The sequence below is a fragment of the Streptomyces beigongshangae genome (genome assembly GCF_019710745.1).
In the GTDB taxonomy this organism is placed as follows: Bacteria; Actinomycetota; Actinomycetes; order Streptomycetales; family Streptomycetaceae; genus Streptomyces; species Streptomyces beigongshangae.
In genome coordinates, this window is the sequence record NZ_JAHKJW010000019.1 from 56,465 (window position 1) to 80,680 (window position 24,216).

Here is a 24,216-nt window from a genome sequence, read left to right on the forward strand (position 1 = left end):
CGGCCCGCGCCAACACCCCGGCCGCGAGCAACTGGGCCATGGACACCCCACGCGGCTGCGGCCGCGACGACGGCTGCGACCGCGAGGGAACACGCTCCGACGTAGACATGGCGGCGGCCTCCTGTGGGCTCCGGGACACACGTGGTTAGGTAGACCTAACCAATCCCTACGCCCATGTGACCACGCCAAAGCCACCCAGCGCAACATCTTCCCGACGCCATGTCGGAACGTTGGGACGAACGTACGAAACCGCCCTCCTCCCGGCGGCGCTCAGTCGGCGAGCCGGCCCAGCTCGGCCGCCTCCCACCGCTCCCCCACCCCGTGGAGCTCCACCCGCCGCAGCTCGTCCGTCGTGTCCCCGACGGCCCGGTGGATGAGCACGTGCAGCCGGTCGTCGGTCAGCTCCTCGACCTTCCCCTCGCCCCACTCCACGACGACCACCGAGTCGGACAGCGACACGTCGAGGTCGAGGTCCTCCATCTCGTCGAGCCCGCCGCCCAGCCGGTACGCGTCCACGTGGACCAGCGGCGGCCCTTCCCCGAGGGACGGGTGCACCCGGGCGATCACGAAGGTCGGGGAGGTGACCGCGCCGCGGACCCCGAGCCCCTCACCGAGCCCGCGCGTGAGCGTGGTCTTGCCCGCGCCCAGCTCACCGGTGAGCATCACGAGGTCGCCGGCACGCAGCAGTCCGGCGAGCCGGCGCCCGAGCTCTTTCATCCGCTCGGGCGAGTCGACGGTCAACTCGGCCGCGACACCGTCCGGAACGGACGCCGAGGTCTCCGAAGTCGTCGAGGGTCCCGAAGGGTCAACCGCGTCGTGCGGTGCTGCTGGTGCTTCCATAACCACCCACGGTAGCCCCTGCCGGGACGGCACCTACGCGGGTGAGCAGGTCCGCGAGCCGGTCCGTGACGGCCTCGGGATGCTCCAGGACCACGAGGTGCCCCGCGTCCGGCACGAGCACCAGCTCGGCGTCCGGCAGCAGGCTCGCGATGAACTCGCTGTGCTCGCTCGGCGTCACCAGGTCCTTGACCCCGGCCAGTACGAGCACGGGCAGATCGGCGAAGCGGGCGAGCGCCTCCGTCTTGTCGTGGTCGGTGAAGGCCGGGTAGAACTCCGCGACCACGTCGATCGGCGTGGACTCGATCAGCCGCTCCGCGAACCGCGCGACCGCGGGGTCGATGTCCCGGGACGCGAACGAGTACCGCTTGATGATCCCCGCGAACAGGTCGGTGGTGGCCCGCCGTCCCCGCTCGACCAGTTCGGCCCGCTGACCCAGCGCCTTCAGCACGTCGGGCAGTATCCGCCGCACCATGTTGACGCCCGCGACCGGCAGCCCGAAGTTGACCTCGCCGAGCCGGCCGGACGACGTGCCGATCAGGGCCACGCCCGCCACGCGCTCGCGGATCAGGTCGGGGTACTGGTCGGCCAGGGCCATCATCGTCATGCCGCCCATCGAGTGGCCGACGAGCACGAGCGGGCCCTCGGGTGCGGCCGCGTCGATGACGGCCTTCAGGTCCCGGCCCAGCTGGTCGATGGTGACCGGTATGCCGTCCTCGGTCTGGGCCACGCCCCGCCCGGAACGGCCGTGGCTGCGCTGGTCCCAGTGGACGGTGCGCACGACACCGCGCAGCGCGGCCCGCTGGAAGTGCCAGGAGTCCTGGCTGAGGCAGTAGCCGTGGCTGAAGACGACGGTGACCGGGGCGGGCGTCCTGCGGCCGAAGAGCCGGCGGCGGCGCGGGGCCAGGGTCTCGTCGGTCTCCACCTCACCGACCTTGCCGACTTCACCGACCTTGCCGACCTCGTCGACCTCGTCGACCTCGTAGTACAGCTCGGTGCCGTCGTCCGCGGCGGCCATGCCCGGCGTGCCGCGCAGCGCACCGTACGGGCCGGCCGAGTCGAGGGCCAGCCGCGCCTTGCGGCGTATGCCGCGGCCGACCGTGAGCCGCTCGATCGCGACACCGGCCGCGGCGCCCGCGGCGACCACTCCTATCGCCGTGCCGGCGACACCGGCCCTGCGCCAGCTCGCGGGCCCGGCCGCGGAAACGGCCGAGGACGCGGCCACGGCCGCCTCCACCGCTGCCTCCGCACTGCTCTCGCTCACGAACCGCTCCCCTTCGCCGGGCCCCTGCCCGTGTCCGCTGCCGCCGTCGCCGCCGTTTCCGGTACGGCGAGTTCCCGCTGTACCTTGCCCGGCACCTGTGCGGTTACCCCGCTTGTCCCCTGTTCACGTACGTGAGGCGTTCACGTGTACGCGCGGTACGCGGGTTCCGATGCGGGTGACGATCTCGTACGCGATCGTGCCCGCGGCCTGGGCCCAGTCCTCCGCGGTCGGCTCCCCGTGGTCGCCCGGCCCGAACAGGACCACCCGGTCGCCGACCTGCGGCTCGTCCCCGCCGAGGTCGACCGCGAACTGGTCCATCGCCACCCGCCCCGCGATCGTCCGCCACTTGCCGCCCACCAGGACGGGACCGGTGCCTGACGCGTGGCGCGGGATGCCGTCCGCGTACCCGACGGGCACCAGACCGAGGGTCGTACCGCCCGCCGTGACGTAGTGGTGCCCGTAGCCGACGCCGTGGCCCGCCGGGACGTGCTTCACCAGCGCGAGCGACGCCGACAGCGTCATCACGGGGCGCAGTCCGAGATCGGCGGGGGTGCCGATCTCGGGGCCGGGCGAGATGCCGTACGTGGCGATCCCGGTCCGTACGAGGTCGAAGTGGGACTCGGGCAGTGTGAGCGTGGCGGGCGAGTTGGCGATGTGCCGCACCTCGGGGCGCAGGCCCTGTCCCTCGGCGTGGGCCAGCATCTCGCGGAAGAGGGTGAGCTGGGCGGCGACGGAGGGGTGCCCCGGTTCGTCGGCGCGGGCGAAGTGGGACCAGAGGCCGGTGACGGTCACCAGGCCCGCGGCCTCGGCGCGCCGTGCCTCGGCGACGAGCTCGGGCCAGTCGGCGGGCTGGCAGCCGTTGCGTCCGAGGCCGGTGTCGGCCTTGAGCTGGACGCGGGCGGTACGGCCCGCCGCCCGCGCGGCCTCCACCGCCTCGCGCAGGGCCCACAGTCCGCCGATCCCCAGGTCCAGGTCGGCCTCGACGGCCTCCCGCCACGGGCCGCCCGGGGTCCACAGCCAGCACATGATCCGGCCCGGCAGACCGGCCGCGCGCAGGGCGAGGGCTTCCTCGGGGGTGGCCGTGCCCAGCCAGGTCGCGCCCGCGTCGAGGGCCGCGCGGGCGCACTGCTCGGCCCCGTGCCCGTACGCGTCGGACTTGACCACCGCCATGAGGGCCGCGGCCGGCGCTTGGGCGCGCAGGGTCCGCACGTTGGCCCTCAGGGCGGCCAGGTCGATCTCGGCGCGGGCACGCGCGGGTGCTGTCTCAGTCATCGCGCCCAGTCTCTCAGAGGGGCCGGAGGGTTCCGGCAGGCCCTTCACCTGCTTTCATGTCTTCACGGCGGCGGCTTCTCAGCCCGTGACGTCCCGCCATGCCTCGCGGACCGCCTCCGCCACGTCGTGCGCCCCGACGGGGGCCCCGTCCGCCGCGAGCCGTCCCGCCAGTCCGTGGAGGTACGCCCCCACGCTCCCGGCGTCCAGCGCGTCGAGCCCCGCGGCGAGCAGCGACCCGGCCAGCCCGGACAGCACGTCCCCGCTGCCCGCGGTGGCCAGCCAGCCGGTGCCGGTGGGGTTCACCCGGACGGGTCCGCCGCCCGGGGAGGCGACGAGCGTCGTGGACCCCTTCAGCAGGACGGTCGCCCCGTAGCGCTCGGCGAGTTCCCGTACGGCGTGCAGCCGTGCCCCCTCGACCTCCTCCCGCGGGACGCCGAGCAGCGCGGCGGCCTCTCCGGCGTGCGGGGTCAGCAGGGTGGGCGCCCGGCGGGCCCGTACGGCGTCGCGGTCCGCGAGCCGCAGTCCGTCGGCGTCGACGAGCACGGGTACGTCCGCCTTCAGTACGGCGGTCACGGCGCCGGCGTCGTCCCCGGCGCCGGGGCCCACGACCCATGCCTGGACCCGGCCGGCCTGCTCCGGCGTTCCCGTCGACACCAGTGTCTCGGGGAAGCGGGCGAGCACCGCGTCCCCGGCGGGCCCGACGTACCGCACGGCGCCGGCGCCGCCCCGCAGGGCTCCGGCGACGGCCAGGACGGCCGCGCCGGGGTAGCGGGCGGAGCCGGCCGCGATGCCGACGACGCCGCGCCGGTACTTGTCGCTCCCGGCACCGGGTACGGGCAGCAGCGCGGCCACGTCGGCGTGCTGGAGCGCCTCCAGCGCGGCTTCGCCGGGCAGGGCGAGGCCGATGTCGACGAGCCGTACGGAGCCGGCGTACTCGCGTGCCGGGTCGACGAGCAGGCCCGGTTTGTGGGTCCCGAAGGTCACGGTCAGGTCGGCGCGCACGGCGGCGCCGTGCACCTCGCCGGTGTCGGCCTCGACGCCGCTGGGCAGGTCGACGGCGACGACGGCGGCGCGGGTCTCGCCGACGGTGTCGACCAGGGCGGCGGCGTCGGGGCGCAGGCCGCCCTTGCCGCCGATCCCGACGATGCCGTCGACGACGAGGTCGGCGCGGCGGATGAACTCCTCGGCGGCGTCGTCGCCCTCCGTCCCTGTCCCTGGTACGGCCCGCCCTCCGGCGCGCCGCAGTGCGGCGAGTCCGCCGGGGTGGGTGCGGTCGGGGGCGAGGAGGACGGCGGTGACGCCGGCGCCGCGCCTTGCGAGGCGGGCGCCGGCGTACAGGGCGTCGCCGCCGTTGTCGCCGCTGCCGACGAGCAGCACGACGCGGCTGCCGTAGACGCGCCGCCCCAGCAGATCGACGCAGGCGGCGGCGAGTCCGGCGGCGGCCCGCTGCATCAACGTCCCGTCCGGAAGCCGCGCGATGAGTTCGCGCTCGGCGGCTCTGACCATGTCCACGCTGTACGCAGTACGCATGGGACGAGTGTCCCGTATGCGGGTGCGGGTGGTGTGTGGCTGGTCGCGCAGTTCCCCGCGCCCCTTTGGTGGGTGGGGGCGGGGGTCGTCGGTCGGGGGTCGGGGGTGTGTCGGGACATGCGTCCGCAGCCGGAAACGCGTCGGCCCCCTCACCTGTGGGTGGAGGTGGGTGGGAGTCGTCGTACGCTGCGGCCGCACATCCCGCCCCACCCCCTCCGGCCGCCGAACCCGACAACCCCGCCCGGCCGGGACTTGCCCAGGGGCGCGGGGAACCGCGCCACCGGCAACGACGGACCCGCACCCGGCAACCCAGCCCGGCCCCGGACCCCTCAGGGGCGCGGGGAACTGCGCGACCAGCCCCCACGCACCCGCAGCCGACCCCCTACCCCTCCGCGATCACCACAGCCGACGCGACCCCCGCGTCATGGCTGAGCGACACGTGCCAAGAGGAAACCCCCAGCTCGGCCGCCCGCAGGGCAACGGTCCCCGTGACCCGCAACCGCGGCTGCCCGCTGTCCTCGACGTACACCTCGGCGTCGCTCCAGCGCAGCCCCCCGGGCGCACCGAGCGCCTTGGCGAGCGCCTCCTTCGCCGCGAAGCGGGCGGCGAGGGAGGCGACCCCCCGCCGCTCCCCGCTGGGCAGCAGCAACTCGCTCGGCAGGAACAGCCGCTCGGCCATCCCGGGCGTCCGCTCCAGCGACACCGCGAACCGCTCGATCTCCGCCACGTCGATCCCGACCCCGATGATGCTCATCCGCGCACTCTACGATCCGTCCACCGGATGCGGGTCCGGGTCGTCGGCGAACAGGTCCTCGGCCCGCTCGACCGTCCGGGAACGCTCCAGCCAGGCGTCCATGCGGTCGAGGACCAGTTCGTCGACGCCCTGGTCGCCATGGCCACGGACCGGACACGCGGCTGGTGGGAGGAGTACCGGGGCCTGCTGCCCACGTCGTTCCTGGACCTGGCCGAACTGGATCACCACGCCACGTTCATGTACGAGGTGGCGGTCCTGCACGTACCGGGTCTCCTCCAGACAGAGGACTACGCACGAGCAGTCTTTTCATCGCGCGTCCCGGAACTCGCACACGAGGAACTGGAGCTGCGCGTCCAGCACCGGTTGAGACGCCAGCAGATCGCCGTCCCCTACAAGTTGGTGATCCACGAGGCGGCCCTGCGCATCAGAGTCAGTGACCGCGCCGCCTCCCGGGCACAGCTCACCAAGCTTCTCGACCTCTCCGGGGCGGACGACATCACCGTGCGCGCCATCCCCTTCGACCTGGACGGCTTCGGCAGGGCGGCCAGCACCATGACGTACGTGGGTGGCGCCGTACCCAGGCTGGACACCGTGGTGCGCGACGTCCCGCACGGCTCGGCCTTCATTGATTCCGAAGCACAACTCGGCGCTTTTCGAACGCGCTTCCTTAAGCTGAAAGAAGTGGCACTCGACCCCGAGCGGTCGCGTGACTTCATCCACCGACTGACAAAAGAGCTGTGAGGCACCATGGACAACTGGCGGAAGTCGTCCTACTCCGGTCCCGATGACGGCAACGACTGCGTGGAGATCGCGAGCTCATCCACCCACATAGCCGTCCGCGACTCCAAGACCCCGGCCAGGGCCCCCCTCACCTTCCCGGCCGGAGCCTTCGCCGCCTTCCTTGACGGAGTCAGAGACGTGCCCTACTCCACCGTCACCGACTTCGCCAGGTTGCGTGGCTGATCCACCTCGTTGCCGCGGGCGGTGGCCAGTTCGCAGGCGAACACCTGCAAGGGGACCGTCGCCACCAGCGGCTGGAGCAGCACGGGCGTGGCGGGGATGCGGATCAGGTGGTCCGCGTAGGGGACCACCGCCCCGTCACCCTCCTCCGCGATCACGATCGTGCGGGCGCCCCGCGCCCGGATCTCCTGGATGTTCGACACGATCTTGTCGTGGAGGACGGACCGACCGCGCGGTGACGGTACGACCACGACCACCGGTACGTCCTCCTCGATCAGGGCGATCGGCCCGTGCTTCAGCTCGCCCGCCGCGAAGCCCTCGGCGTGCATGTAGGCGAGTTCCTTGAGCTTCAGGGCGCCCTCCAGGGCCACCGGGTAGCCCACGTGCCGGCCCAGGAACAGCACCGTGTCCTTCGAGGCGAGCGAACGCGCCAGTTCCCGTACCGGCTCCATCGTCTCCAGGACCCGTTCGACCTCGTCGGAGATGCGGGACAGGTCGCGTACGACGGCCTGGATCTCGTCGCCCCACTTCGTCCCGCGGACCTGCCCCAGGTACAGCGCCACCAGGTAGCAGGCCACGAGCTGGGTCAGGAACGCCTTCGTCGAGGCGACCGCCACCTCGGGCCCGGCGTGCGTGTAGAGGACGGCGTCCGACTCGCGCGGGATGGTCGAGCCGTTGGTGTTGCAGACGGCCAGCACCCTGGCGCCCTGTTCGCGCGCGTGCCGCAGGGCCATCAGCGTGTCCATGGTCTCGCCGGACTGCGAGATGGCGATCACCAGGGTCCGGGCGTCCAGGATCGGGTCCCGGTAGCGGAACTCGCTCGCGAGTTCTACCTCGCAGGGGACGCGGGTCCAGTGCTCGATGGCGTACTTGGCGATGAGCCCGGCGTGGAACGCGGTCCCGCACGCCACCACCACGACCTTGTCGACCTCCCGCAGCACCCCCGGAGGGATCCGCACCTCGTCGAGGGTGAGCGACCCGTCGGCGTCGACGCGGCCGAGCAGCGTGTCGGCGACGGCCTTCGGCTGCTCGGCGATCTCCTTGAGCATGAAGTAGTCGTAGCCGCCCTTCTCGGCGGCGGACGCGTCCCAGTCGACGTGGTACGAACGTGTCCCGGCCGGTGCCCCGTCGAACCCGGTGACGTTCACGCCGTCGCGCCGCAGCTCGACCACCTGGTCCTGGCCCAGCTCGATCGCGGACCGGGTGTGGGCGATGAACGCGGCGACGTCCGAGGCGAGGAACGCCTCGCCCTCCCCGACGCCCACGACGAGCGGCGAGTTGCGCCGCGCCCCGACGACCACGTCCGGCTCGTCGGCGTGCGCGGCCACCAGGGTGAAGGCCCCTTCCAGGCGCCGGCACACCAGCCGCATGGCCTCGGCGAGGTCGGCGCACGCGGAGAACTCCTCGGCGAGCAGGTGCGCGACGACCTCGGTGTCGGTCTCGGAGGTGAGCGTGTGCCCCCGTCCGGCCAGCTCGGCCCGCAGGGCGGCGAAGTTCTCGATGATGCCGTTGTGGACGACCGCGACACGTCCGGCGTTGTCGAGGTGCGGATGCGCGTTCGCGTCGGTGGGCCCGCCGTGCGTGGCCCAGCGCGTGTGGCCGATCCCCGTCGAACCGGCCGGCAACGGCCGCTCGACCAGCTCCTTCTCCAGGTTGGCGAGCTTGCCGGCCTTCTTCGCGGCGGCCATCCCGCCGTCCGCGAGGACGGCGACGCCCGCCGAGTCGTAACCCCGGTACTCCAGCCGCTTCAGTCCGGCCACCACGACATCGAGCGCCGACTGCGACCCCACGTATCCCACGATTCCGCACATGGACGGCAGCCTAGAGGCGGACGCCCGTCCTGTCGGGGCACCGCGGACCCGATATCGGAAATCCCCGCCCCCGCCACTCCCGCAGCCCCCCTGCTACTCCCCCCGCTCGATCCGGTCGATCGCCTCCCGCACCATGCCGAGGAACTCGGCCTCCTCGCAGCGGGGCCTGCTGCCCATCTCGTACAGGTCGACGCAGTCGTGGAGGTACTCCCCCAGGTCCTCGTCGGGGAGGTCGAGCGCCAGTTCGCTGCACACCCGGCCCACCACGTCGGCCGGGCCGTGCCGGGGTCCGCGCCGGACCAGGCCACGCATTCGGGAACGTGCGGTCATGACGACCATCTCCCTCACCGGTGTCCCGGAAGGCGGCTCGCTCCCGGTCCGCGGGACGCTATCCCCCTATGGACCCCTGGTACAGGGCCCGGACGCGAGCGGAACGCACCGAAGTGACCGACTCCACCCGGCGGCCCGTTCGAACTGCCGTAACAATGGACTGTGACCCCACCGGCCTCTCCGTTGCCGCGGAGCGCCCACCGGCCCAGGCCGGAGGCGACTCCCTACGTCGACCTCACCCGCGCCCAGTGGAGCGCGCTGCGTGAGAAGACCCCGCTGCCGCTGACCGCCGAGGAGGTGGAGAAGCTGCGCGGTCTGGGCGACGTCATCGACCTCGACGAGGTACGGGACATCTATCTGCCGCTGTCCCGGCTCCTCAACCTGTACGTGGGCGCGACCGACGGCCTGCGCGGCGCCCTCAACACCTTCCTCGGCGAGAAGGGCTCCCAGTCCGGTACGCCGTTCGTGATAGGCGTGGCCGGTTCGGTCGCCGTCGGCAAGTCCACCGTCGCCCGTCTGCTGCAGGCCCTGCTGTCGCGCTGGCCCGAGCACCCACGGGTCGAGCTGGTCACCACGGACGGCTTCCTGCTGCCCACCAAGGAGCTCCAGGAGCGGGGCCTGATGGCGCGGAAGGGCTTCCCGGAGTCGTACGACCGCCGGGCGCTGACCCGGTTCGTCGCGGACATCAAGGCGGGCAAGGACGAGGTGACGGCCCCCGTCTACTCGCACCTCATCTACGACCGGGTCCCCGGCGCGCTGCTCACCGTGCGCCGCCCCGACATCCTGATCGTCGAGGGGCTGAACGTCCTGCAGCCCGCCCTGCCCGGCAAGGACGGCCGCACCCGGGTCGGCCTCGCCGACTACTTCGACTTCAGCGTGTACGTGGACGCGCGGGCCGAGGACATCGAGGGCTGGTACCTGAACCGCTTCCGCCGGCTGCGCGAGACGGCCTTCCAGGACCCGTCCTCGTACTTCCGCAAGTACACCCAGGTCTCCGAGGAGGAGGCCCTGGACTACGCCCGTACGACCTGGCGGACCGTCAACAGGGTCAACCTCCTGGAGAACGTGGCCCCGACCCGGGGCCGCGCCACCCTGGTCGTGCGCAAGGGCCCGGACCACAAGGTCCGGAAGCTGAGTCTGCGGAAACTCTGACCACGGCCCCCGGGCGGCCCTTCGGGGGCGAAGCCCCGGGGGGCGCCCTTCAGGGGCGCGGGGAACTGCGCGACCGGCCCCCACCCACCCGCACCCCGCGACGCCCAGATCCCTCCCACCCCCCACCCGGCCCCGAAAATCACCCCAGCGCGGACTTCACCGCGTCCGCCAGCCGCCCCGCCACCGCGCGGGCCTGGTCGATGTCGGCCGCCTCCACCATGACCCGTACCAGCGGCTCGGTCCCGGAGGGACGCAGCAGTACCCGCCCGGTGGAGCCGAGCTCCCGCTCCGCCTCGCCCACCGCGGAGGCCAGCTCCGCGGAGGTCGACACCCGGGACCGGTCGACGTCGGGCACGTTGATCAGGACCTGCGGCAGCCGCTCCATCACGGACGCGAGGTCCCGCAGCGTACGCCCGGTCTGCGCGACCCGGGCCGCGAGCAGCAGCCCGGTCAGCGTGCCGTCGCCCGTCGTCGCGTGGTCCAGGATGATCACGTGGCCCGACTGCTCGCCGCCGAGCGCGTAGTCGTGCTCCTTCATCTCCTCCAGCACGTACCGGTCGCCGACCGCGGTCTGCACGAGGGAGACCCCTTCGCGCTCCATGGCCAGCTTGAACCCGAGGTTCGACATGACCGTGGCGACGACGGTGTCGGACCGCAGCTCGGAGCGCTCCCGCATGGCGAGCGCGAGGACGGCCAGGATCTGGTCCCCGTCGACCTCCGCGCCGGTGTGGTCCACGGCCAGGCACCGGTCGGCGTCCCCGTCGTGCGCGATGCCGAGGTCGGCGCCGTGCTCCAGGACGGCGGCCTTCAGCAGGTCGAGGTGGGTGGAGCCGCAGCCGTCGTTGATGTTGAGGCCGTCGGGCTCGGCGCCGATCGTGACGATATCGGCGCCCGCGCGGGTGAAGACCTCGGGCGAGACCCGGGCGGCCGCGCCGTGCGCCTCGTCGAGGACGACCTTCAGACCTTCGAGACGGTTCGGGACGGCGGCGAGGAGGTGGTCGACGTACTGCTCGAAGCCCTCCTCGTACGAGCGGACGCGTCCGACGCCCGAGCCGGTCGGCCGGTCCCAGGGCGCACCGGTGCGGTGCTCCTCGTAGACGGACTCGATCCGGTCCTCCAGCTCGTCGGCGAGCTTGTGCCCGCCGCGGGCGAAGAACTTGACGCCGTTGTCCGGCATGGCGTTGTGGCTCGCGGAGAGCATCACGCCGAGGTCGGCGCCGAGGGCGCCGGTGAGGTACGCCACCGCCGGGGTCGGCAGGACGCCGACGCGCAGCACGTCCACGCCGGCGCTGGCGAGACCCGCGACCACGGCGGCCTCCAGGAACTCCCCGGACGCGCGCGGGTCCCGCCCGACCACCGCGGTCGGCCGGTGGCCCTCGAAGGTTCCCGCCTCGGCCAGTACGTGCGCCGCCGCCACGGAGAGACCGAGCGTGAGCTCGGCCGTCAGATCCGCGTTGGCGACACCGCGTACGCCGTCCGTCCCGAAGAGTCGTCCCACTGGTGTCCTCCGAACTTGCTCAGGGTTGTTCAGGTGTGCCCGGGTCCGCTGTACCCGAGAAGGTGCGGGCCCGGGAAAGTGCGGGCCCGGGAAGGTGCGGCCCGGCCGAAAGCGCCGACCGGGGTCCGGCTCCGGCCCCATGTCAGGTATATCCCCCGGACCCGTCCGTCTCCCGGGTCCGTTCCGGAGCCATGGCCGAAAAGAAGCCGTGGCCGAAAATCCGTGCCGCACGGTATGGCACACAGGGTGTGACCCACGGACCGGGACAAAGGTTGTGGTAAACGAACGCCCCGGCGGCACAGAACGTGCCGCCGGGGCGATTCGTGCAGAACAGCACGGGGGGCACCGAGGGTGCCCGCCCGTACCCGCGCGGGATTTAGCGCTTGCTGTACTGCGGGGCCTTGCGGGCCTTCTTGAGACCGGCCTTCTTGCGCTCGACCGCACGGTCGTCGCGCCGCAGGTAACCGGCCTTCTTGAGGGCGCCGCGGTTGTTGTCCACGTCGGCCTCGTTCAGCGCGCGGGCCACGCCGAGGCGCAGGGCACCGGCCTGACCGGAGACACCGCCGCCGGAGATGCGGGCGACGACGTCGTAGCGGCCGTCGAGTTCGAGCACCTTGAAGGGCTCGTTGACTTCCTGCTGGTGGACCTTGTTCGGGAAGTAGTCCTCGAGCGTGCGCCCGTTGACCTTCCACTTGCCGGAGCCCGGGACGATCCGGACGCGGGCGATGGCGTTCTTGCGACGGCCCAGGCCGGCGGCCGGCTGCGGGTCGCCGAAGCGGCCGGCGAGGGACTCCGAGGTGTACTCGCCCTCGACGGGCACCTCGGACTCGGTGGTGTACTGCTCGACGTCGACGAGCTCGCTGTCGTTGTCGTCGACCGGCTGCTCAACGGTGGTCTCGGCCACGATTCTCCTCAGATTCTTTTTCGTCTTAGGGGGTGGCCGGAACTACTGCGCGACCTGGGTGATCTCGAACGGCACCGGCTGCTGGGCAGCGTGCGGGTGCTGGTCGCCCGAGTAGACCTTCAGCTTCGAGAGCACCTGACGGCCCAGGGTGTTCTTGGGGATCATGCCCTTGATGGCCTTCTCGACGGCCTTCTCGGGGTTCTTCGCCAGCAGCTCGTCGTAGCGGACGGAGCGCAGACCACCCGGGTAACCGGAGTGGCGGTACGCCAGCTTCTGGGTCTTCTTGTTGCCGGAGAGGTGCACCTTGTCGGCGTTGATGATGATGACGAAGTCACCAGCGTCGACGTGCGGCGCGTAGATCGGCTTGTGCTTGCCCCGCAGGATGTTCGCGGCGGTGGTCGCCAGACGACCCAGGACGACATCCTGGGCGTCGATGACGTACCACTGGCGAGTGATGTCGCCGGGCTTGGGGCTGTACGTACGCACGGTCGTAGCCTTCGCTTCTTCAGTGAGTGGGTCCTGACAATGGGCCACCACGGACGATGTACGACAGCCCTGGCGGACCTCGGTGACGCAACCGAGTCCTGCCGCTGGTCATCGGCCCGGTGGACCGGTGTAAGGGCCCCTCACGTGAGAATGAGCAAGCCAATACACATAACGAACCGCAAGAATACCCGCGGTGGCCCGTACGGGTCAAAACGCGGGGCCGTCCGCGGTCCCCCACCGGGTTTCCGCCGGGTTCCGGGACGGTACCGGGCGGACCCGCGGGGCCCGGTACTCCCCTTGCCCCGTCTAAGATGCGGCCCATGAGCTTTGGGCAGGGAGGACCCCAGTGGGGCTCCGGGGGATCGGGTTCTCAGCCGCCTCGGTGGAGCAACAGCTCGCCGGACTGGGCGGCGCTGGCCGAGGCGGCCGAGGCACGCAACCGGCGCCGCAGGTGGATGCTGATAGGCGGCGGCGCCCTGGCCACCGTGGCCGTGGGCGCGGCCGTCGCCCTGGCGGTGGTCTCGGCGGACGGCAACGGGCAGGCTTCGAACAGACCGGCCTCCCAGCTGCCCGCCACCGCGGACGTCCCGGCGGACACCACCGGGCCCGGTCCGTCCTTCGAGGAGACCTCGGCGCCGCCGCCGCTGGACCCGAAGGACTTCATATCCGATGTGAAGAAGGACACCGCGACGCTCGGCCCGGACCTCCTCTTCCCGGGCACGCGGCTGACGATGGGCGAGACCGTCTACAAGAAGGGCGCGCTGGCGTCCACGAAGAACTGCGCGGCGGCCGCGCAGGGCACGCTCGGCGCCGTCCTGACCGACAACGGCTGCACCCGCCTGATGCGCGTCACGTACGCGAAGGACGGGGTGGCGGTGACGGTCGGCGTGGCCGTCTTCGACACCGAGGCCAGGGCGCTGAAGGCGAAGACCGACGCCGACAAGCAGAGCGTCGTGCAGTCCCTGCCCGGTGAGGACGTCCCGGTCTTCTGCCGCTCCGCGATCTGCCGCTCGACGACCAACTCGTACGGCCGCTACGCCTACTTCACGGTCGCCGGTTTCACGAACGGCAAGGACGTGACCCCGAAGGACGCCGAGGTCTTCAGGACCGGCGACGACCTGGCCGAGTTCACGTTCCGCCAGATCCGCCGCCGCGGCGAGGCCCAGGCGTCGGCCGCGGCCGAGGCCGGCCGGTAGGACGACCGCCCACCCGTCCGCCGTCACCGGTTCACCGGTGTCTGAGCCGCAGCCTCACCGGCACCAGGGCCGACTCCAGCTGGGTGCGCAGGGTCATCTTCGAGACCCCCTCGGTCCGCTCCTCGAAGCGGATCGGGATCTCCACGGCGCTGTGCCCCGCGCGTACGGCCTTGTACTTGAGCTCGACCTGGAAGCTGTACCCGGCGCTGTCCAGGGAGTGCAGGTCCACGTCGCGCAGGGTCCGGGCCGACCAGAGGTTGAAGCCCGCGGTGATGTCGCGGATCTTCGTGCCGAGCACGGTGCGCGCGTAGCTGTTGGCGAAGCGGGACAGCAGCACGCGGTGCGCGCTCCACTCCTCGTCCAGCGAGCCGCCCTCGACGTACCGGCTGCCGACGACCAGGCCGACACCCGAGGCCACGGCGGTGCCGAGCATGCGGGGGACCGCCTCCACGGGGTGGCTGCCGTCGGCGTCCATCTGCACGACGTACTCGGCGCCCTCGTCGAGCGCGGCGCTCATGCCCGCGACGTACGCGCGCCCGAGCCCGTCCTTCGCGGTCCGGTGCAGCACGCTCATCCGGTGGGGCCCGTCGCCGTTGTACTTCTCCGCGAGCTCCTCGGCTATCCGTCCGGTACCGTCCGGACTGGAGTCGTCCACCACCTTCAGGTGCAGCCCGGCCAGCGGCAGTTGCAGCACGGCCTCGGCCATTCCCGGCAGATTGGCCGCTTCGTTGTACGTGGGCATCACCACCGTGACGGCCACGTCCGCCCCCAGGTCGTACGTCATCTCTTTCGCCCTCCCCATTCGATTGCCCCCGTCCGGACACGGGGTCCCCCGCGTCCGGAACTGCGGAACCCAACTCAGGTGTGCACCCTGCGCTTGGCGGCGTCGTCCCTTTCCAGGGGCGAGTCGTCCGTCGCGGCGCGTGTCCTCTCGAGGAGCACGAGCTGGAGGTATGGCAGCCTCTCGGTCCTCACGACCTCGAAGCCCTTGCGGATCCCGGCCGCCGACGCCTTCGGCATACCGCTGAACGGCTGCCCGTCGGGCGTCGTCGACACGAGCCACAGCCGGTCGGTCCCGGCCAGGCACTCGGCGGGATGCGCGCACTCGGCCGCGTCGAACGAGCCCCGCTCCTGCGGGGTGCGGGACATCAGCAGGTCCTTCGGACGGCCCGCGACGTCGCGCAATTCGTAGGCCATGGCCCGGCGCTCCGTCATCACACCGCTGAAGACGATGCCGTCGCCCTTCCTCTGTCCGGCCTCGATGATCCGCGCGGCACCGCGGAAGTCCGGTTCGCCCAGCGCGTTCTGCCGGGTCTCACGGATGCCCGGCAGCGACTGGAAGGCGATCGCGGCGACCGCGACCGCCACGAGCACCCGGCCCAGGCCGCGCCGCGCGGCCGTCCCGGTGCCTGTCCCGGTCCCGGCCACGGCCCCGGTCCCGGCCACGGGCCCCGCGATCCGGACCACGGCGACGGCGGCGAGCAGCACCCAGGCGGGCGCCGTGAACAGCAGGTAGCGCGGCAGGAAGAGGTGCAGCTGCGCGGCGGTGACATAGGTCGCCACCGGCGGCACCACGACCCAGACGGCCAGCGGCAGGGCCGACCGGCCCGCGAAGAACAGCCCGATCACTCCGAGCACCATCACCGGCACGGCCACCGCCCGGGAACCGAAGAGGTTCTCCGGGAAGTCCAGCAGGTCCTCGACCCCGGGGTTGTTCCAGGCGATCTGCCCGCTCTGCCCCGAGCCCGAGACGGCCATCGGAACGACGAAGGACATGCCCAGGGTGAAGGCCGCGGCGTAGGCCCAGCCGACGATCCTGTCACCCGCGCGCCGCGCCGCCACGATCATCACCAGATGCGCGCCGAGCACCGCCACCGAGGCCAGGTGACTCCAGCCGATCAGCGGCACCGACAGGGTGTAGGCGACCCACACCTTGAAGGACGGCCTGTCCAGGGCCCGTGCGAGCAGCAGCGTCGACAGCAGTACGGCCGCCACGGCGAAGGCGTACGGCCGTATCTCCTGCCCGAACCGGGTCGTGACCGGGACGACGGCGAAGGCGAGCCCCGCGAGGATCCCCGTCTGCGGGGTGAACAGCCGCCGCCCCAGGAGGGCGAGCAGCCCGGCGGAGGCCGCCATGGCCACCGCGCCCGGGATGCGCAGCGCGGTCGGGGAGTCCCCGGCGAGGGCCACCCAGCCGTGCATGAACACGTAGTACGGCGTGAACACGACGTCGATCGACCGGATCAGCAGGCTCAGGTCGTGCAACGACAGCGAGGCCGCCCACCAGGTGGCGTGCTCGTCCCGCCAGAGCTGCCGGTCGCCGATGCCGCGCAGGATCAGGGCGAGGGCGACCGCCATGGGCAGCAGAAAGGTCACCGCCGTGGCGAGTCGGCCCCCGCCCCCGGGGCGCCCGGACCCCTCGTCGCCGGTCCCGCCCTCGGGCGGCTCCGGGGAGACGGCCGCCGGCCCCGCGGAGGTGGTCGCCGGCTCCGCGGGGCCGGTGACCGTGTGACTACGGTGCCCGCCGCCGTACGGGGCCTGCCCGGGACCGGCGTACGCGTCCTGCCCGGGACCGGCGTGACCGTCCTGGCCCGCGTACCGGCCCTGCCCCGCGTAGGAGCCCTGCCCCGTGTACGAGCCCTGCCCGGCATAGGCACTCCGTCCCGTGTACAGGTCGTGGTCCCCCTGGGCCTCGGGACGTCCGCCTTCGTACGGCGGAAAGGCGTCGCCACTCATCGCTTCACCCAGATCCGGAACGCACCGTCGCCCTTGCTCGTCGTGAAGCGCGACACCGCGGCCAGGCGGTAGTGGGGATTGCCGCGCAACGCGTCGGCCACGGCCTGGTCGACCTCCGGCGTGACGGTCCCGCGCAACACGATGACGTCGAACTTCGCGTCCTCGACCGCGGCACGGTAGGCATCGGGGCCGGAGTGCTGCCTGCCCTTCCTGTCCTGGTAGTCCATGCCGAACGTGCTCTGCCACTGGCCGTAGTCGGTCTTGTCCCGCAGGTAGTACGCGGGGACCTCGTGCTCCTCGGCGAGGTAACTGCCCTCGCGGTCGACCATGGTGCGCAGGATCGCCGTCATCTCCCTGGAGTCCGGAAAGCTGTACGCCTGCTGCGACTGCACCATGCCGAACACCAGGGTCAGCACGTACAGCATGATCCCGAGCTGCGGGTGCCTGAAGTGCGGTCCGACGAGCCGGGACATGCCCAGGCCCGCCATCGGGCCGGCGAAGAGCAGTCCGAAGCCCACGTGCTTGAAGAGCGAGATCTCCGTCTGCAGGTGGATCTGGTAGGCCGGGGCGAGCAGCGCCGTCCCGGTCAGCACCACGCCGAGCGAGATCCGCCGGAACCTTCCCGGCCCCTGTCTGTCGACCCACGGCATCTCGCCCATGTGCGGGCGGACCACATAGGCGATCGAGCCCCCGAGCGCGGCGAGGAACATCAGCCCGCCCCATTCGGAGCTGTGCCGCAGGATCGTCATCGCCGTGTCGGCGCCCTTGGCACGGTCGGTGGTGGTCTGGCTGATACCGCCGAGCGAACCGGCGAAGACGTAAGCGACGCCCAGCATGAGGAGCATCGCCCCGCCGAGCAGGACGCCGCGGACGAGCGCGAGCACGCCGCGGTGCCGGTACGCGGTGAGCACCGCGAGGACCACCAGGGTCGGCAGGTAGAGGCCCGCCGCGTACTTCGTGCCGAAGGCCAGGAACGCCGGGGGCGCCGCGAGCACGACCGCCGCGATGTGCGACCGGCCGGTCCTTACGACGATCCAGAACGACAGGGCCAGCAGGAAGACCGCCGGGGCGTCGAAGGTGGCGAAGTTGCCGAGGAACACCGTCGACTGGATGACGGAGAACAGGGCCGCCGCCCCGAGCGCCGCCCGGACGTTGAACATCCGGCGGGTCGTCGCGTACAGCAGCGCGGTCGCGCCGAGCATGAGGAGAAGACTGACGACGCGCACTCCGGCGAGCCCGGCCACGCTGTCGACCATGGCCGCGAGCACCGGGTACAGCTTCGGGTAGCCCGAGAAGTAGCCCTCGAAGTCGCCCGGCACGGGCGTGCCGTTCAGGATGTTGCCGATCTCGTGGTGACCGGCCGCGATGTAGAGCGCCTCGTCCTGGAAGGCGGTGCCGCGCAGCCGCAGCGAGAGCCCCGCCTGGATCAGCAGCACGCACAGGAGCACCCAGCGCCCCAGCAGCCTGCTGCGTCCTCCGTCCACCGACCACGCCGACTCCTGTACGGGCGGCAGGGTGTAACCGGGCTTCGCCGGCTCGGGCGCGACGGCCGCGGGAGCCTGCTCGGGTCCGGGCCGGGGCCGGGGCTCGGTGTACGACGCGTACGGGTCGAAGGGCGCGTACGTCTCGTACGCCTGCTGGTCCGTGTACGAGGACGTCAGGTCGTGGGCGTCGAAACGCCAGCCGCCGGTCTCGGTGACCTGGCCCTGGCCGTGACCGTGACCGTGGTACGGCTGGTCCTCCCGGCCGTACTGCTGCCCGTACCCGTACCCGTACCCGTGCCCGTACTCGTCGTGCGTCTCGGGGCCGTCCGCCCGCGTGGGCGTGCCTCGGTCGTTCATGGCTTGGTCACGTCGAATCCGAAGCGCGGGTCGGCCGCCTCCTGCTTGAAGGTCTTCTCGGACAGCGGACCGCTCTCGATGCGCCAGTCCGTCTCCTTGTCGAAGTTGAACCAGACGAACCCGATGACGTCGTCGCGCTCCGCGGTCCCCCGGAAGAGGGACCTGATGGCGGCGGGCTTGCGCTCACCGGCCTGCGCCGCCGTCTCCGCGATGATGAGGGGTTTGCGCGTGAAGCCCCGGATCTGGGCCATCGTCGGCCCGTACAGCGACTGGTAGGTCGAGGGACCCGTGTCCGCGTAGTAGCCGACGACACCGACCCAGTCGACGTAGTCGTCGCCCGGCCAGTACGGCTCCAGCTTCACCTTCGGCATCGGGTGGGTGACGTTCGGGCTCCACACCCAGATGACCTGGGTGGCGCCCTCCTCGCCGAAGAGGTCGTGGATGTGCTGGTACGCGGCGGTGAAGTCGGCCGCGCTCGTCCTCTCGGTGCCCCAGGGGTACCAGAAGCCGTTCATCTCGTGCGCGAAACTGAGCGCGACGGGCAGGTTCAGTTCCCTGACGGACTGCGCGTACTCACGGATGTACGCGTCCTCCTTGCCGGAGGCGATGTCCTTCATGCTCGTCCCGAAGGGCTCCCACGCGATGAACGCCAGCGCCCCGTAGTCCCAGGAGTTCCGCACGAGCGCCTGCTCGTACCGGTCGCCCCACGCGGAGTAGAACTCCACCAGGTTGGGTTTCTTGCCGGCCCGCCCGGCGAAGTCCTCGACGGCCCCCATCCTGGCGGGAGCACCGTCGGCGGCCACCCCCAGGTACTTCTTCTCCGGTTCGAGCAGCGGCCGCACGTCGTACGGCGGCTCCGGCTTCGCGGACCCGCCGGAGTCACCGCCGTCCACGGCACCCGGCTGCGCGCCCCGGCTGCGCTCGTACTGGTCGCGGCCCTCCTCGGAGAAGGTGCTGCACCCGGCCAGGAGCGCACCGGCGACGAGCACGGCGGCGAGCGCCCGCACGCGGCGTACGGAAGAACTCATGCGGTCGCTTCCTGCACTTCCTGTGCTTCCGGTACTTCCCGCGCTTCCTGGGCGCGCGGCTGCACGAGGACCCGGCCGACGACCATCGCGTAGAAGAGTCCGGCCGACAGCATCAGCGCGAAGTCCGGCGGATAGAGGGTGAGCATGCGCCAGGCGGCGACGGCGACCCAGACCACGGCCGTGCCGCCGGTCCAGAGGATCATGCAGTTCCAGTAGCGGCGCATGCCGTTCTTCTTGGCGCCCGCCGAACCCGTGGGCTTCCAGCCCATCGGGCGGCCCCGCAGCACGTCCCAGACGGCGAAGACGTGCGACCAGCCGTACATGACCCGCACGGCCCATGCCTCCAGCCGGTACGGCGCCCGGTGCCACAGCGGCAGCACCAGCGTTACGTACGCGATGCTCGGCAGCACCCACAGGGCGGCCTCGGCGCGCAGCAGGTCGGGGCGCAGGACCAGCAGGCCGAGCGGGATGACCGGCGCGATGAAGGTGGCGAGCGCGGTCTGGAGGTAGTAGAGGAAGCCCGACACGTAGCAGAGCCGGGTCTTGAACTTGAGGTCCATCTCCCAGAACCGCTTGCTGGTGAGCAGTTCGAGCGAGCCCATGCACCAGCGGTACTGCTGGTTGTGGAAGGCTCCGGCCGTGTCCGGGCACACCCCGGCGGACAGCGCGACGGGCACGTAGCGCAGCTTCCAGCCGAGGGCCCGCAGGTCGAACCCGGTGTACATGTCCTCGGAGTGCTCGATCAGGGTGATGCCGCCGGTCTGCTCCAGGGCCGCGCGCCGGTACACGGCGCACGAGCCGACGCAGATGGAACCGTCCAGGTCCTCGCGGGAGGTCTGCACGGAGCGGTAGAACTGCTCCTGAACGGCCCCCGCGCCGCGCTCGATCCAGTTCTGCCGGTCGACGATGCGGAAGAACTGCGGCGACTGCACGATCGCGACCTTCTCGTCGGCGTCCATGTGCGGCAGCAGTTCGTCGAGCAGGTCGGCGCGCGGCGCGAAGTCGGCGTCCAGGATCAGGATGTGGTCGCCGCCGGTCTTCTCGAAGGCGTGGTTGAGGTTGCCGGCCTTCTTGAACCAGCCGCGGTCGGGCCGCACCACGTAGTGGAAGCCGAAGTCGGCGGCCATGGCCCCGACCTCGGCCTCGGCCGCGTCGTCCAGGACGTACGTCCTCACGGCGCCCCGGTAGCTGCCGGCGAGCCGGTTCACATGGACCCAGGTGTTGTGCAGCACTTCCAGCGGCTCACCGCACACCGGCAGGAAGATGTCCACGCTCGGGTACACCGGGGGCCGCCACGTGCGCACGAGGCGTTTGTGGCCCTTGATGTCGAAGTCCTTGCTGAGCCCGTCGAGGTACAGCGAGATCAGGTAGTCCGCGATGACGAACGCCAGCAGCGGCAGCGTCAGCCAGAACCACGGGCTGGAGGCCGTGAACAGGAACTGGCTCACGGCCAGGCACGCGAAGCTGATCAGCGAACCGACCGTCAGCACCCACAGGTACCGGCGTGAGTACGAGTACTTCTCGACGTCGTCCGGCGGCGTCGGCAGGAGCCCATGGATCTCATGGAGTTCACGGAGCCCACGGAGTTCACGGCTCCGCGGCGCCTTCTTTCGTTTCCTGTTCTGCGGAACGCGAGCAGTGCCCACCGCACCCATGCGAAACCCCCGGGGCCGATCAGGCCCGTAACCCCCACCTGAGCTCGGCGACCCTTGATCGAACTTTCAACCGAGCAGCGAAAGCATAACCGAGTTTCAGGGGGTACGTCCGAACGGATCTGTTACGCCGGGGTTTCGTCACCCGCCACAGTGGGCAGACATCACTGATTGTGCCTCTTGCGCGGGCCGTTCAGCAGCACCCCGCCCCCGGCAGCGTCCGCCGGTTCCGCGCCTCCTTGTTCCGCGCCGCCAGCAGCTCGTCGGCCGGGTACCCGACCTCCTCCAGCGTCAGCCCGTGCGGCCGCACCACGTGCACGGCGGAGTCCCGTATCCCCGCGGCGAGCACCTTCGCGGGCCAGTCGGCGCCGCGGTGCCCGTCCCCCACGAAGATCAGCGCCCCGATGAGCGAGCGCACCATGTTGTGGCAGAAGGCGTCGGCGCGCACGGTGGCGGTCACGACCCCGTCGCTCCCCCGCTCCAGGCTCAGCTCCTGGAGCGTACGGATGGTCGTGGCGCCCTCGCGCTTCTTGCAGTACGCGGCGAAGTCGTGCTCCCCGAGCAGTCCCCGGGCGGCCTCGTTCATGGCGTCGACGTCGAGCGGCCGGTCGTGCCACAGGACATGGCCGCGCAGCAGGGGGTCGACCCCGCCCGGGTGGTCGGCCATGCGGTAGGCGTACCGCCGCCAGACGGCCGAGAACCGCGCGTTGAAGCCGCCGGGCGCCTCCGTCAGCGCCCATACGCGCACGTCCTTGGGCAGCCGCCCGGCCAGCCGCTTCAGCAGCTTCTCCCGGTGCTCGGCCCACAGCTCCCCGGGCAGGTCGACATGTGCCACCTGCCCCCGGGCGTGCACCCCGGCGTCGGTCCGTCCGGCCACGGTCAGCTCGTACACGGCCTCGCCCGACCGCGTCACGGTCCGCAGGGCGTCCTCGATCGTGCCCTGCACGGTCCTGCGCCCCCGGGCCTGCTTGGCCCACCCGGAGAACTCGCTCCCGTCGTACGAGAGATCCATCCGGACACGGACATGACCGGGCGCTGCTTCGTCACTCACCTGGAGATCCTTTCAGAAATACGAGAGCGGGCCCGCTCCTGGAAAGGAGCGGGCCCGCCGACGCGTGGTCCCCGGCAGAACGCTTACGCGTCCTTCTTGGACTCCTCGGCGGCGTCCTCGGCCGGCTTGGCGTCCTCGACGGCCTCGTCGGACTTGGCCTCGGCGGCCTCGTCCTTGGGAGCCGTGTCCTCGGAGGACTTCTTCAGGCTGTCCTCCTTGGCGGACCGCTTGGTCGCCGCCTCGGCCTCACCGGTGGCCTCCTGGGCCACGGTCAGGGCCTCCACCAGCTCGATGACGGCCATGGGCGCGTTGTCGCCACGGCGGTTACCGATCTTGGTGATACGGGTGTAGCCACCCGGGCGGTTCTCGTAGCGCGGGCCGATCTCGGTGAAGAGCGTGTGCACGATGCTCTTGTCCGTGATGACCGAGAGGACCTGACGGCGGTTGTGAAGGTCGCCCTTCTTCGCCTTGGTGACCAGACGCTCGGCGTACGGCCGCAGGCGGCGGGCCTTCGCCTCGGTGGTCGTGATCTTGCCGTGCTCGAAGAGCGACTTCGCGAGGTTCGCGAGAAGCAGCTTCTCGTGCGCGGCGCTGCCGCCCATACGGGCACCCTTGGTGGGCTTCGGCATGATGTTTCTCCTAGGTGTCTGCCCCGGCCGTATCAGGTACCGGGGTCAGTGTCCGAGCAGGCGATCGCCTGTCGAAGATCCGGACTTTTTTCAAGGCTCCGGAGGACCCGTGCCCCGTCAGGGGCGCGGGGAACTGCGCGACCAGCCACGGCGGGCCCGCAGCCAGAACTCAGCCGGTCCGGCCGAGCGACTAGTACTGCTCGGTCTCGACGAACCCGGCGTCCGCGTCGTCGTCCGCCCCGAAGGCGTCCGCCGCAGCGGTGGGGTCGAATCCGGGCGGGCTGTCCTTCAGGGCCAGGCCCATGCCGGCCAGCTTCGCCTTGACCTCGTCGATCGACTTCGCACCGAAGTTGCGGATGTCGAGCAGGTCGGCCTCGGACCGCGCCACGAGCTCACCCACGGAGTGGATGCCCTCGCGCTTGAGGCAGTTGTACGACCGAACGGTGAGCTCCAGCTCCTCGATCGGCAGGGCGAGATCGGCGGCGAGGGCGGCGTCCGTCGGGGACGGGCCCATGTCGATGCCCTCGGCGTCGATGTTGAGCTCGCGGGCCAGGCCGAACAGCTCGACCAGGGTCTTGCCGGCCGACGCCATGGCGTCACGGGGACGCATGGCCTGCTTGGTCTCGACGTCGACGATCAGCTTGTCGAAGTCGGTGCGCTGCTCGACACGGGTCGCCTCGACCTTGTACGTGACCTTGAGGACCGGCGAGTAGATCGAGTCGACCGGGATGCGTCCGATCTCCTGACCGACCTGCTTGTTCTGCACGGCGGAGACGTAACCGCGACCGCGCTCGACGGTCAGCTCCATCTCCAGCTTGCCCTTGCCGTTGAGCGTGGCGAGGACGAGGTCCGGGTTGTGCACCTCGACACCGGCCGGGGGCGCGATGTCGGCGGCGGTGACCAGACCCGGGCCCTGCTTGCGCAGGTACATCACGACCGGCTCGTCGTGCTCCGAGGAGACGACCAGCTGCTTGATGTTGAGGATCAGGTCGGTGACGTCCTCCTTGACGCCCGGCACGGTGGTGAACTCGTGCAGGACGCCGTCGATCCGGATGCTGGTGACGGCGGCACCGGGGATCGAGGAGAGGAGCGTACGGCGGAGGGAGTTGCCGAGGGTGTAGCCGAAGCCCGGCTCCAGCGGCTCGATCACGAACCGGGAGCGGAATTCGTCGACGACCTCTTCGGTCAACGAGGGACGCTGAGCGATCAGCATGAAGTGAGTCCTTCAGTCATGGGCACCCACTATTTGATGCCCTTGAGTACTTCAAGGGTACGGGCGGCACGG

At 71.3% G+C, this 24,216-nt stretch carries 22 protein-coding genes; 4 read left to right on the plus strand and 18 right to left on the minus strand.

Annotated features, from left to right (window positions below; all coding sequences use genetic code 11):
• Positions 1–270 precede the first annotated feature (270 nt).
• The 5 genes from tsaE to KM933_RS16880 form a co-directional block, all read right to left on the minus strand.
• On the minus strand, positions 271–840 hold the full coding sequence (tsaE, locus tag KM933_RS16860; RefSeq protein ID WP_221352974.1) for a tRNA (adenosine(37)-N6)-threonylcarbamoyltransferase complex ATPase subunit type 1 TsaE: 570 nt from the start codon (positions 838–840) through the stop codon (positions 271–273).
• Entirely contained in the window at positions 806–2,101 is a 1,296-nt protein-coding gene (locus KM933_RS16865) for an alpha/beta fold hydrolase (protein WP_221352976.1), read from the minus strand. Before KM933_RS16865 ends, tsaE begins: the two co-directional genes overlap by 35 nt.
• A gap of 123 nt (positions 2,102–2,224) precedes the next feature.
• Positions 2,225–3,373 (minus strand): alanine racemase, encoded by a 1,149-nt coding sequence (gene alr / locus KM933_RS16870; protein WP_221352978.1) that lies wholly within the window; start codon positions 3,371–3,373, stop codon positions 2,225–2,227.
• A gap of 78 nt (positions 3,374–3,451) precedes the next feature.
• On the minus strand, positions 3,452–4,903 hold the full coding sequence (locus KM933_RS16875; RefSeq protein WP_221352980.1) for an NAD(P)H-hydrate dehydratase: 1,452 nt from the start codon (positions 4,901–4,903) through the stop codon (positions 3,452–3,454).
• A 382-nt stretch (positions 4,904–5,285) separates the two neighbouring features.
• Positions 5,286–5,657 (minus strand): holo-ACP synthase, encoded by a 372-nt coding sequence (locus KM933_RS16880; RefSeq protein ID WP_221352982.1) that lies wholly within the window; start codon positions 5,655–5,657, stop codon positions 5,286–5,288.
• Between the two features lie 27 nt (positions 5,658–5,684).
• Between KM933_RS16880 and KM933_RS16885 the strand changes: the two genes are divergently transcribed.
• Positions 5,685–6,398, plus strand: a complete 714-nt coding sequence (locus tag KM933_RS16885) for a DUF5753 domain-containing protein (RefSeq protein WP_221352984.1) — start codon at positions 5,685–5,687, stop codon at positions 6,396–6,398.
• A 6-nt stretch (positions 6,399–6,404) separates the two neighbouring features.
• Positions 6,405–6,620, plus strand: coding sequence for a DUF397 domain-containing protein (locus tag KM933_RS16890; RefSeq protein ID WP_221352986.1), 216 nt, complete (start codon positions 6,405–6,407; stop codon positions 6,618–6,620).
• Here KM933_RS16890 and glmS read toward each other — a convergent pair.
• Positions 6,581–8,428 (minus strand): glutamine--fructose-6-phosphate transaminase (isomerizing), encoded by a 1,848-nt coding sequence (glmS, locus tag KM933_RS16895; RefSeq protein WP_221352988.1) that lies wholly within the window; start codon positions 8,426–8,428, stop codon positions 6,581–6,583. The genes KM933_RS16890 and glmS overlap by 40 nt on opposite strands.
• Positions 8,429–8,521: 93 nt before the next feature.
• Complete coding sequence (locus tag KM933_RS16900) at positions 8,522–8,758, minus strand: hypothetical protein (RefSeq protein ID WP_221353139.1); 237 nt, start codon at positions 8,756–8,758, stop codon at positions 8,522–8,524.
• Positions 8,759–8,920: 162 nt separating this feature from the next.
• On the opposite strand from KM933_RS16900, the gene coaA reads away from it, so the two are divergent.
• Positions 8,921–9,910, plus strand: coding sequence for a type I pantothenate kinase (coaA, locus tag KM933_RS16905; RefSeq protein WP_221352990.1), 990 nt, complete (start codon positions 8,921–8,923; stop codon positions 9,908–9,910).
• 139 nt (positions 9,911–10,049) lie between these two features.
• On the opposite strand, the gene glmM is transcribed toward coaA, so the two are convergent.
• From glmM to rplM, 3 genes are all read right to left on the minus strand, one after another.
• Positions 10,050–11,408: a phosphoglucosamine mutase gene (gene glmM, locus KM933_RS16910; protein WP_221352992.1), complete on the minus strand. Its 1,359-nt coding sequence runs from the start codon at positions 11,406–11,408 to the stop codon at positions 10,050–10,052.
• 376 nt (positions 11,409–11,784) lie between these two features.
• Positions 11,785–12,312: a 30S ribosomal protein S9 gene (gene rpsI / locus KM933_RS16915; RefSeq protein WP_221352994.1), complete on the minus strand. Its 528-nt coding sequence runs from the start codon at positions 12,310–12,312 to the stop codon at positions 11,785–11,787.
• Positions 12,313–12,354: 42 nt separating this feature from the next.
• The gene (gene rplM, locus KM933_RS16920; RefSeq protein ID WP_010986363.1) at positions 12,355–12,798 is read right to left on the minus strand and encodes a 50S ribosomal protein L13; all 444 of its coding nucleotides are present in this window, start codon (positions 12,796–12,798) and stop codon (positions 12,355–12,357) included.
• Between the two features lie 320 nt (positions 12,799–13,118).
• Between rplM and KM933_RS16925 the strand changes: the two genes are divergently transcribed.
• A complete protein-coding gene (locus KM933_RS16925) occupies positions 13,119–13,994 on the plus strand; it encodes a hypothetical protein (RefSeq protein WP_221352996.1) in 876 nt (291 codons plus the stop codon).
• 31 nt (positions 13,995–14,025) lie between these two features.
• On the opposite strand, the gene KM933_RS16930 is transcribed toward KM933_RS16925, so the two are convergent.
• The 8 genes from KM933_RS16930 to KM933_RS16965 form a co-directional block, all read right to left on the minus strand.
• Positions 14,026–14,778 carry a polyprenol monophosphomannose synthase gene (locus KM933_RS16930; protein ID WP_221352998.1) on the minus strand — a complete coding sequence of 251 codons (753 nt, stop codon included), beginning with the start codon at positions 14,776–14,778 and terminating at the stop codon, positions 14,026–14,028.
• Between the two features lie 74 nt (positions 14,779–14,852).
• Complete coding sequence (locus KM933_RS16935; protein ID WP_221353000.1) at positions 14,853–16,730, minus strand: glycosyltransferase family 39 protein; 1,878 nt, start codon at positions 16,728–16,730, stop codon at positions 14,853–14,855.
• A complete protein-coding gene (locus KM933_RS16940; protein WP_221353001.1) occupies positions 16,727–18,571 on the minus strand; it encodes an ArnT family glycosyltransferase in 1,845 nt (614 codons plus the stop codon). The genes KM933_RS16935 and KM933_RS16940 overlap by 4 nt, the downstream gene beginning before the upstream one ends.
• Entirely contained in the window at positions 18,568–19,599 is a 1,032-nt protein-coding gene (locus KM933_RS16945) for a glycoside hydrolase family 26 protein (RefSeq protein ID WP_221353003.1), read from the minus strand. Before KM933_RS16945 ends, KM933_RS16940 begins: the two co-directional genes overlap by 4 nt.
• Positions 19,596–21,254 (minus strand): glycosyltransferase family 2 protein, encoded by a 1,659-nt coding sequence (locus KM933_RS16950; protein WP_221353005.1) that lies wholly within the window; start codon positions 21,252–21,254, stop codon positions 19,596–19,598. Before KM933_RS16950 ends, KM933_RS16945 begins: the two co-directional genes overlap by 4 nt.
• 190 nt (positions 21,255–21,444) lie before the next feature.
• Entirely contained in the window at positions 21,445–22,302 is an 858-nt protein-coding gene (gene truA / locus KM933_RS16955; protein ID WP_221353007.1) for a tRNA pseudouridine(38-40) synthase TruA, read from the minus strand.
• An 83-nt stretch (positions 22,303–22,385) separates the two neighbouring features.
• On the minus strand, positions 22,386–22,931 hold the full coding sequence (rplQ, locus tag KM933_RS16960) for a 50S ribosomal protein L17 (protein WP_221353010.1): 546 nt from the start codon (positions 22,929–22,931) through the stop codon (positions 22,386–22,388).
• Positions 22,932–23,121: 190 nt separating this feature from the next.
• Complete coding sequence (locus KM933_RS16965) at positions 23,122–24,144, minus strand: DNA-directed RNA polymerase subunit alpha (protein ID WP_003966937.1); 1,023 nt, start codon at positions 24,142–24,144, stop codon at positions 23,122–23,124.
• Positions 24,145–24,216: the final 72 nt, after the last annotated feature.

Bases quoted from the DNA above. Each gene is read 5' to 3' on its own strand.
- KM933_RS16930 (WP_221352998.1), bottom strand. From the start codon at position 14,778: ATGACGTACGACCTGGGGGCGGACGTGGCCGTCACGGTGGTGATGCCC.
- alr (WP_221352978.1), bottom strand. From the start codon at position 3,373: ATGACTGAGACAGCACCCGCGCGTGCCCGCGCCGAGATCGACCTGGCC.
- KM933_RS16885 (WP_221352984.1), top strand. From the start codon at position 5,685: ATGCGGGTCCGGGTCGTCGGCGAACAGGTCCTCGGCCCGCTCGACCGT.
- glmS (WP_221352988.1), bottom strand. From the start codon at position 8,428: ATGTGCGGAATCGTGGGATACGTGGGGTCGCAGTCGGCGCTCGATGTC.
- KM933_RS16965 (WP_003966937.1), bottom strand. From the start codon at position 24,144: ATGCTGATCGCTCAGCGTCCCTCGTTGACCGAAGAGGTCGTCGACGAA.
- tsaE (WP_221352974.1), bottom strand. From the start codon at position 840: ATGGAAGCACCAGCAGCACCGCACGACGCGGTTGACCCTTCGGGACCC.
- KM933_RS16925 (WP_221352996.1), top strand. From the start codon at position 13,119: ATGAGCTTTGGGCAGGGAGGACCCCAGTGGGGCTCCGGGGGATCGGGT.
- KM933_RS16890 (WP_221352986.1), top strand. From the start codon at position 6,405: ATGGACAACTGGCGGAAGTCGTCCTACTCCGGTCCCGATGACGGCAAC.
- KM933_RS16935 (WP_221353000.1), bottom strand. From the start codon at position 16,730: ATGAGTGGCGACGCCTTTCCGCCGTACGAAGGCGGACGTCCCGAGGCC.
- KM933_RS16950 (WP_221353005.1), bottom strand. From the start codon at position 21,254: ATGGGTGCGGTGGGCACTGCTCGCGTTCCGCAGAACAGGAAACGAAAG.
- rplQ (WP_221353010.1), bottom strand. From the start codon at position 22,931: ATGCCGAAGCCCACCAAGGGTGCCCGTATGGGCGGCAGCGCCGCGCAC.
- KM933_RS16900 (WP_221353139.1), bottom strand. From the start codon at position 8,758: ATGACCGCACGTTCCCGAATGCGTGGCCTGGTCCGGCGCGGACCCCGG.
- KM933_RS16940 (WP_221353001.1), bottom strand. From the start codon at position 18,571: ATGAACGACCGAGGCACGCCCACGCGGGCGGACGGCCCCGAGACGCAC.
- KM933_RS16945 (WP_221353003.1), bottom strand. From the start codon at position 19,599: ATGAGTTCTTCCGTACGCCGCGTGCGGGCGCTCGCCGCCGTGCTCGTC.
- KM933_RS16875 (WP_221352980.1), bottom strand. From the start codon at position 4,903: ATGCGTACTGCGTACAGCGTGGACATGGTCAGAGCCGCCGAGCGCGAA.
- KM933_RS16880 (WP_221352982.1), bottom strand. From the start codon at position 5,657: ATGAGCATCATCGGGGTCGGGATCGACGTGGCGGAGATCGAGCGGTTC.